Source organism: Sphingomonas elodea ATCC 31461, assembly GCF_000226955.1.
In the GTDB taxonomy this organism is placed as follows: domain Bacteria; phylum Pseudomonadota; class Alphaproteobacteria; order Sphingomonadales; family Sphingomonadaceae; genus Sphingomonas; species Sphingomonas elodea.
The window spans coordinates 20,999-28,966 of record NZ_AGFU01000043.1; the positions used below are offsets into that span (position 1 = coordinate 20,999).

Genomic DNA, 7,968 nt, shown 5'->3' on the forward strand with positions numbered 1-7,968 from the left:
CCGCAGGCGGATCGGCCAACGCAGTCGCGGGGCCCCGGCGACGATCGCCAGGGGCCGGGCGGGCGTCAGTGCCTTGCCATCGGCACCTTGGCCAAGTCGGCGTCGATCGCCTTGAGCGTGGCGTCGGTCAGCAGGGCGGGGAAATAGGTTTGCACGCCGACCAGCGTCTGGCCGCGCGCCATGTCGATCTGCGGGCTGGCGACCATCGCCGGCAGGTACCGGGCGAGCACCGCCTTCGCGGCAGGATCGTCGAGCATCGCGCCGATCGGGGTGGTCAGGCTGTTGTACCTGCCCGATGCCAAAGCGGCGGCGGTGCGCGCCTGGAGGTCGTCGATCTCGGCACCCCAGGGATCGCGCCCGGGCACGGCCTTGCCGCTGGCCGCGAAGTCGAGGATCTCGTCGCTTGCCTTGGCGTAGCGTGGCCAGACCGGAAGGTCGCCGCCATTGGGATTTCCCGACCTGGCGAAGTTGACGAGATAGGCGCTGATGGTCTTGCCCATCTGCTCGTCCCTGGGCGTGGTGGCGGCGCCGTACTTGATCCGGGCGTTGTCGAAAAAGAACGGAATGTCGGTTGCGTGGCCGGCGCCCGGCTTGCCCACCGAATCGGCGACATAGGAGAAGCGGTACGCCCATACGGGTACCTTCTGTGCCGCAATCGTTGCGCTGGCATCGCGTGCACCTGCGATCATGAAGCCGCTCTTGCCTCCCATGTCGGCGCTGGTGGCTCCGATCAGCATCGGTACATGCGCGAACGCCCCGCTGGCATAGGCCTTTTCCTGATCGACCAGCAGCTTGCCGTCGAGCATCGGGCCGCCATAGGTGCGAGGGCCGGGCTTGGGCTGGAACAGCTCGACCATGCTGAGGCCGTCGGTCACCTGCTCGGCGGAAAGGGCGCGCAGCTTGGCGAGTGCGTCGGGCGCTGCGGGATCGATGCCGTGGGCGCGGGCGAGGTTCTCGCCGATCGTCTCGGCATCGCGGAGGGTGGCGTTGCCCGCCGTCTGGCCGTTGCCGCCGGACATCACCACCGCCTTGTGAAACAGCCCCTTGGCCAGCGGCGAGGTGACCAGCGTGTGGACCGACATGCCGCCTGCGCTCTCGCCGATGATGGTGACGTTGGCCGGATCGCCGCCGAACGCGGCGATGTTCTCCCGCACCCAGCGGAGCGCGGCGATCTGGTCCATGAAGTTGTAGTTGCCGACCAGCCCGCCATCCGCGTCTTCGCGGCTGAGTTGCGGCAGGGCGAAGCTGCCGAAGCGGCCGACCCGGTAGTTGAAGCTGACGAACAGCACGCCCTGCTTCGCCAGGTTGGTGCCGGCATAGGTGGGGGGAGAGGCACCGCGGTTCACGAATCCGCCGCCGTAGATCCATACCATCACCGGCAGCCTGGCGGCCGGGGCGGCCGCGGCGGGCCTCCACACGTTGAGATACAGGCAGTCCTCCGCCGGCGTGGTGCCCAACGGTGCGGCGTCGCTGGGGAAGGGCGTCTACATGCAGTCGTGACTATACTGGAGGGCCGGGCGGATGCCCTGCCAGTCCGCCGCCGGCTGCGGCGCCTGCCAGCGCAAGGGCCCGACCGTCGGCGCGGCGAAGGGAATGCCTTTCCAGCTTGCGACGCCGTCTTCGATCGCGCCCTGCACCTGCCCGCTCCGGGTCGCGACGACGGGCGCGTTCGTCTGCGCCATCGCCCTCGGGGCGAGTGCGCATGCCGCAACGCCGCAGACCAGTGCTGCCGCCCATGCCTTCATGCTCGCATCTCCTGCATTCCTTTTGGTGAGAGGCTCTTGCGCATCCGGAAATCGTCACGCGATCGAAGAAAACGCCGCGTTCGACGGGTCTTGCGTGTGGAAGCTACCGTTGGTGTGGAGGAGCGCAAGCCGCAAATCGCGGCCGGCCGCCTTCGGGATTATCGGCAGGGGAGCCTTCGGATCAGGCCGGCCCGGCTGTGCTGGGCGATGGCTAGTTTCCGGCGTGCCGCCGCAACCCCTCGCGCAGCCAGACGAGGCCGCGATCGGTTGCGCGGGCACGGTTGAACTGGATCATCTCGCGCATGCGCGGCAGCGGGAAGGGCGGGGGCGCCATCGCCAGGGGGAGCTTGCCGATGAACAGCCGCGCCAGCCGGGCATGGACCAGGGCGATGCGATGGGTGTCCGGCAGCAGCCAGGGCACCAGCGTGAAGGAGCTGACCGTCACCTCGATCCGCCGGGTATCGCCGCGGGCACGGACGAACTGCTCGGCAAAGGCCGGGGTGTTGGACAGTTCCACCACGACATGGCCGGCCGCATCATAGTCCTCCTGGGTGATCGGCTTGGCGAACAGCGGATTCTCCGACCAGCCGAGCACCACATGCTCTTCCTCGAACAGCAGCTCGGTGGGATGGCCCTGGCCCTGGAACTGCTCGGGCGAGATGATGCAATCGACCTGGCCGCGCTCCATCTGCTCGGTGATGCCGGGATGCGGGGGAATGACCGAGCAGCGTATGCCCGGTGCCTGCTGGGCGAGCTCTGCCAGCAGCGGCTGCACGGCGATGGTTGTCACATAGTCCGACGCGGCGATCCGGAAATGGCGGCGCGAGGTCTGCGGATCGAACAGGGTCGAGCTGGAAATGAGCGCCTGGGCGTTGCCCACGATTTCCGCAACCCGCGGCGCCAGCTCCTCGGCGTGCGGGCTGGGCACCATCTGCTTGCCGTTGGCGACCAGCAGCGGATCGTTGAACGATTCCCGCAGCCGCCGGAGTGCCGCACTCATCGCCGGCTGGGTGAGGTGCAGCCGCTCCGCCGCCCGGGTGACGCTGCGCTCCTCCATCAGCGTGTGGAAGGCGACCAAAAGGTTCAGGTCGAAGCGATCAAGACGCATGCATAAACCTCATGACTGCATTTCGATAAAATATAACAATTTTGATTGATGTCAAAACCGCCGCATCTTGGCGCGCAGCGGACGGGAAAGATCCGCGCAATAAGGAGAATGAGGATGGCCAAGGCATGGAGGCGGACGAGTTCGATTCTGGCGCTGAGCATCGCGGGTATCGCGGCGCAGGCGCACGCGCAGACCGGTGCGCCCGGCGCTGAAACCGCCCCCGACCAGCAGGGGCTGGAGGAAATCATCGTCACCGCGCAGCGCAAGACGGAAAATCTGCAGCGCGCCGGCATTCCGGTTGCGGTCGTCACCGGCGACCAGCTGGTCAGCCGCGGCCTCACCAGCTCGAACGAACTCGGTAATTCGGTGCCGTCGCTCAGCGCCCAGCCGCAGGGCGGCGCCAACACCGTCTTCTTCCTGCGCGGCGTCGGCAACTTCACGGTCAACGGCTACAGCGACCCCGCCGTCGCGTTCAACTATGACGGCGTCTATCTGGGGCGTGCGACCTCCACCTCGGGCATCTTCTACGATCTCGAGCGGGTGGAGGTGCTGAAGGGCCCGCAAGGCACGCTGTACGGCCGCAACGCCACCGCCGGCGCGATCAACGTGCTGCCCACCCGGCCGAAGCTGGGCGAGAACAGCGGCTTCGTCACCGCGAGTTACGGCAATTACGATGCGTTGAACGTGCAGGGCGCGGTCAACATCGCGATGGGCGAGCATGGCGCCATGCGGGTCGCCGGCAACATCCTCCGCCGCGACGGCTACCAGACCGACGGCACCAGCGACGAGAAGACCCAGGCGCTGCGCGTCCAGTTCCTGAGCGAACTGACGCCCGACCTGACCGTCCGCCTCGGCGGCGACTTCTCCCATAGCGGCGGCAAGGGTCCCGGATCCACCTATGCCGGGCGGGTGGTGTACAACGGCGTCTCGAACCTGTTCGTGCCGTCGGGGCTCAGCGAGAATAGCGGCCTGTTCTCGCCCGAGGCGCAGGCCTATCGCCAGACCTTGTTCAGCGGACTGTCCGGCCGGACGCTCCTCCCGCTCGACGTGCAGCCCTATCTCGACAACAACTATTACGGCACCAATGCCGAGATCACGCTGCACACGGGCGCCGGCACGCTGACGGTGCTGCCCGCCTGGCGCTATGCGAAGCTCGACAACCGCTTCGCCGTGCCCGCATTCTACGGAAACGTCGCCGAGACCGACGAGCAGAAGAGCCTGGAAGTGCGTTTCGCCGGCAACCGCGTCGGCATTTTCGATTACATGCTGGGCGCCTATTATTTCGACGAGTCCGTCGCGGCGACCTATCTCTTCGCGCAGCAGGCGCTCAACGCCTATCAGCGCTTCACCTCAGGCACGAAATCCTATGCCGGGTTCGGCCGCCTGACTGCCAATCTGGGCGACCGGCTGCGGCTGATCGGCGGCCTGCGCTACACCAAGGACGACAAGGACTTCGCCGGCCGTGCCGATGTGTTCCTGGTGCGCTGCACGGTGATCGCGCAGGGGCGGCCAAGCTGCCCCACCGCGCCGCTCCTGCCGTCCACCGGCCGCTATCAGGACCTGCCCGCCGTCTTCCCGACCGTGCCGGACAACCAAGCCCGGCCGATCGGTACCACCGGCGCGCTGCTGATCCACGCGGTCACGCCGGTGAACACCACGCTGTCGAACGACCGCGTCACCTACCATCTGGGCGCCGAGTTCGACGTGGGGCCGCACTCGCTGCTCTACGCCAATTTCGAGACCGGCTATCGCTCGGGCGGCTTCGCGCTTTCGGCCGGCTACGAGACGTTCCAGCCGGAATTCATCGATGCCTACACCATCGGCATGAAGAACCGCTTCTTCGACAACCGGCTGCAGCTGAACCTCGAAGCGTTCCTGTGGAAGTATCGCAACCAGCAGGTGAACCACACCGGCATCGATCGCAACGGCAACCAGGGCCAGTTCACCGAGAATGTCGGCAGGTCGACCAACAAGGGTGTCGAGGTCGACGCGCAGTTCCTCGCGACCCAGACGACGCTGCTCAGCGTCAACGTCCAGTATCTCGATGCGAAGTACGACGACTTCCTCTATCGTGAGCCGATCGGCGCCACTCCGCCGATCACCGGCTGCCCCTATCGTCCGAGCGCGACGGCCGGGCTGTACGACATCGATTGCTCGGGTCGCACCGCCTTCCAATCGCCCAAATGGACGATGAACCTGGGCGGGCAGCAGACCGTGCCGCTGGGGGACTACAAGGCCGTGCTGTCGGCCGACACCCAGTATCGCTCCAGTCGCGTCGTCGGTTTCGAGTACATGCCCAACCAGCTGGTCGGCTCGACCTGGGTGAGCAACGCGCAGCTGGCCTTCGGCGCTGCCGACGATCGCTGGTCGATCGCCGCCTTCGTCCGCAACATCGAGAACGAACGCTATCAGGCCAGTGCCCAGATCTACGGGGCCGGCTCGGCCGCCCTCGCGGTCTATTCCCCGCCGCGCACCTACGGCGTGCGCGTTTCGTCGAAATTCTGAGGAAGTCCGGATGCAGTCTCTCAAGATCCTCGTCATCGGCGGCGGTATCGGCGGCCTCACCGCCGCCATCGCCCTTCGGCAGAAGGGCTTTTCGGTCGAAGTGATCGAGCGCGACCCCGACTGGTCGGTCTATGGTGTGGGGATCATCCAGCAGGCCAATGTGCTGCGGGCGATGAAGACGCTCGATCTGCTCGATGCCTATCTGGATGCGGGCGTCGGCTTCGACGCGGTGGAGATCTTCCGGCCGGACGGGGTGAAGGTCGCGCGGGTGCCGTCGCCCCGCCTTATCGAAGGCTATCCGGCCAATGTCGGCATCGGCCGCCCGGCGCTGCACAAGGTGATCGGCGACCGGACCATCGCGCTCGGCGCCGAGGTGCGACTGGGCATCACCGCCGAGACGATCGTCGACGATGGCGAGCAGGTTGCGGTGACCTTTTCGGACGGCAGCCGGGGCATCTACGATCTCGTGATCGGCGCCGACGGTGTCTATTCGCAGACGCGGACGACACTGTTCCCGGATGCCGAGCGGCCGGAGTTCACCGGGCAGGCGGTGTGGCGCTACAATTTCCCGCGCTTCCCCGAGCTCGATGCGCTGCAGGTGTATAATGGCCCGACCGGCGTGGGCTTCGTGCCGATCAGCGAGGCCTTGATGTACATGTATGTCACCACGCCGGAGCCGGACAATCCGCGCTATCCACGCGAGGGGCTGGCCGCGGCGATGCGGGGCAAGCTTGCCGCGTGCGCGCCGGCGATCCGCGCCCTGGCCGAGCAGATCACCGACGATGATGGCGTCGTCTATCGCCCGTTGGAAGGGATGCTGATGGAGGGGCCCTGGCATCGGGGCCGCGTCGTGCTGCTCGGCGACGCGGTGCACGCCACCACCCCGCATCTCGGCCAGGGCGCCGGCATGGCGATCGAGGACAGCATCGTCCTCGCCGAGGAACTCGCGCTTGGCGACAGCGTGGAGCAGGCCTTCACCGCCTATCGCGCCCGCCGCTTCGATCGCTGTGCCTATATCGTCCGCCAGAGCCTCGCCATCTGCCACGGCCAGCTCGGCAAGGGCCCCCCGGTCGATAACGCCCAGGCGACCGCCGAGATGTTCGCCGTCACCGCCCGACCCATCTGACCCCATCTGACCGCAGGAAAGACGATCATGCCCCGTGTCACCGAGATCCGCTATGTCGGCTACGCCGTCACCGACTTCGACGCCGAGAGGAAGTATTACGAGGAGATCTGGGGCCTGGAGCCCGTGGCGAGCGACGACGGCATGGCGTGGTTCAAGGCGCAGGGGCATGACGAGCACCACGTCGTCCGCCTTCGCCCGGCCGAGGAGAACCGCGTCGACGTGATCGCGCTGGCTGCAGACAGCCGCGCCGATGTCGACGCGCTGCACGCCAAGGTGGCGGCCGCCGGCTGCAAGATCGTGCGCGCGCCCGCCGAACTGACCACCCCGGGCGGCGGCTATGGATTCCGCTTCTTCTCGCCCGACGGGATGCAGTTCGAAGTGTCCAGCGACGTCGCCCGCGGCCAGCGTCGCGAGATCGCCCGCTGGGACGGCGTGCCGGTGAAGATCAGCCATATCGTGCTGCACTCGCCGGACCACCAGGCGGCGGTAAAATTCTTCACCGACGTGCTCGGCTTCAAGGTGAGCGACTGGCTGGGCGACTTCATGTGCTTCCTGCGCTGCAATTCGGCGCATCACCGGATCGCGTTGCTGCCGGGGCCGGCCTGCCTCAACCATGTCGCCTATGACATGGAAGGGATCGACGGCATGATGCGCGGGGCGCACCGGCTGAAGCAGCACGGCATCAACATCGGCTGGGGACCGGGCCGGCACACGGCGGGCAACAACACCTTCAGCTATTTCGTGACGCCCAGCGGCTTCGTGACCGAATATACCTCGGAGCTGGAAGAGGTGGATTTCGAGGCCCATCAGCATCAGGTCTACACGCCCGCCCCGCTGATCATGGACCAGTGGGGAATCGGCACCGGCGGCCCGCAGACGCTGCCGCACCCGGCGCCGAACCCCGGCCTCTTCGTGGCGGTGGAGGCCTGATCGATGGCGTTGTTCGAATATTTCCCGAATTACATCTGGAACCTGTCGGTCGCGATCGCGATGGAGAGCGGCGGGCAGATCGGCGAGCTGGTCGACATGTGCCAGCCGATCAAGGACGCGGCCGCGTCCGGCGCCGATGCCGGCACGCCGCAGTTCATGGCGCAGTGGGTCGCGATGGCCGACAAGTTGATCGACCTCGCCGCCGAGGACGAGGCCCGCGGCCGTGCCTTCTCCGCTTCCACCAAGCTGGAGCGCGCCGCGCTCTACCTGTTCACCGGCGAGCGGATGCAGGGCCATGGCCATCCCGGCCGCAAGGAAACCTATGCCAAGGCGCGCGCGACGTTCGATCGGTCCACGGTGTTGGGCAAGATCAACCGCGAGCGGGTGGAGATCCCGCTCGAAACCGGCACCATGCCGGCGCTCTACACCCGTGCGCCGGGCGAGGGGCCCAAGCCGGTGGTGGTCTATTGCAACGGCCTCGATAGCTGCAAGGAACTGCTTTACTGGTCGCGCCTGCCCGAGGCGCTGGCCCGGCGCGGCGTCTCCTCCCTCTG

General features: G+C 67.0%; 5 protein-coding genes and 2 pseudogenes. 4 read left to right on the forward strand and 3 right to left on the reverse strand.

Annotated features, from left to right (window positions below):
* Window positions 1–65: 65 nt before the first annotated feature.
* The 3 genes and pseudogenes from KK7_RS23680 to KK7_RS0112960 all read right to left on the reverse strand — a co-directional run bounded on the left by KK7_RS23680 (window position 66) and on the right by KK7_RS0112960 (window position 2,853).
* Window positions 66–737, reverse strand: coding sequence for a carboxylesterase family protein (locus tag KK7_RS23680; protein WP_337459580.1), 672 nt, complete (start codon window positions 735–737; stop codon window positions 66–68).
* Window positions 720–1,745 (reverse strand): annotated as a pseudogene (locus KK7_RS20640) (carboxylesterase/lipase family protein); the annotation flags it as partial. The gene KK7_RS23680 and the pseudogene KK7_RS20640, both read right to left, overlap by 18 nt.
* A gap of 211 nt (window positions 1,746–1,956) precedes the next feature.
* Window positions 1,957–2,853, reverse strand: coding sequence for a LysR family transcriptional regulator (locus KK7_RS0112960; RefSeq protein ID WP_010545070.1), 897 nt, complete (start codon window positions 2,851–2,853; stop codon window positions 1,957–1,959).
* 114 nt (window positions 2,854–2,967) lie between these two features.
* Here KK7_RS0112960 and KK7_RS0112965 point away from each other — a divergent pair, with 114 nt between their 5' ends.
* The 4 genes and pseudogenes from KK7_RS0112965 to KK7_RS0112980 form a co-directional block, all read left to right on the forward strand.
* The gene (locus KK7_RS0112965; RefSeq protein WP_010545071.1) at window positions 2,968–5,358 is read left to right on the forward strand and encodes a TonB-dependent receptor; all 2,391 of its coding nucleotides are present in this window, start codon (window positions 2,968–2,970) and stop codon (window positions 5,356–5,358) included.
* 10 nt (window positions 5,359–5,368) lie between these two features.
* Window positions 5,369–6,484 carry an FAD-dependent oxidoreductase gene (locus KK7_RS0112970; RefSeq protein WP_010545072.1) on the forward strand — a complete coding sequence of 372 codons (1,116 nt, stop codon included), beginning with the start codon at window positions 5,369–5,371 and terminating at the stop codon, window positions 6,482–6,484.
* A gap of 27 nt (window positions 6,485–6,511) precedes the next feature.
* Window positions 6,512–7,414, forward strand: coding sequence for a VOC family protein (locus KK7_RS0112975; protein WP_010545073.1), 903 nt, complete (start codon window positions 6,512–6,514; stop codon window positions 7,412–7,414).
* Window positions 7,415–7,417: 3 nt separating this feature from the next.
* Window positions 7,418–7,968 (forward strand): annotated as a pseudogene (locus tag KK7_RS0112980) (alpha/beta hydrolase); the annotation flags it as partial.

Excerpts from the sequence above, each read along its gene's own strand:
- KK7_RS23680 (WP_337459580.1), bottom strand. The coding sequence starts at position 737 with ATGCTGATCGGAGCCACCAGCGCCGACATGGGAGGCAAGAGCGGCTTC.
- KK7_RS0112960 (WP_010545070.1), bottom strand. The coding sequence starts at position 2,853 with ATGCGTCTTGATCGCTTCGACCTGAACCTTTTGGTCGCCTTCCACACG.
- KK7_RS0112965 (WP_010545071.1), top strand. The coding sequence starts at position 2,968 with ATGGCCAAGGCATGGAGGCGGACGAGTTCGATTCTGGCGCTGAGCATC.
- KK7_RS0112970 (WP_010545072.1), top strand. The coding sequence starts at position 5,369 with ATGCAGTCTCTCAAGATCCTCGTCATCGGCGGCGGTATCGGCGGCCTC.
- KK7_RS0112975 (WP_010545073.1), top strand. The coding sequence starts at position 6,512 with ATGCCCCGTGTCACCGAGATCCGCTATGTCGGCTACGCCGTCACCGAC.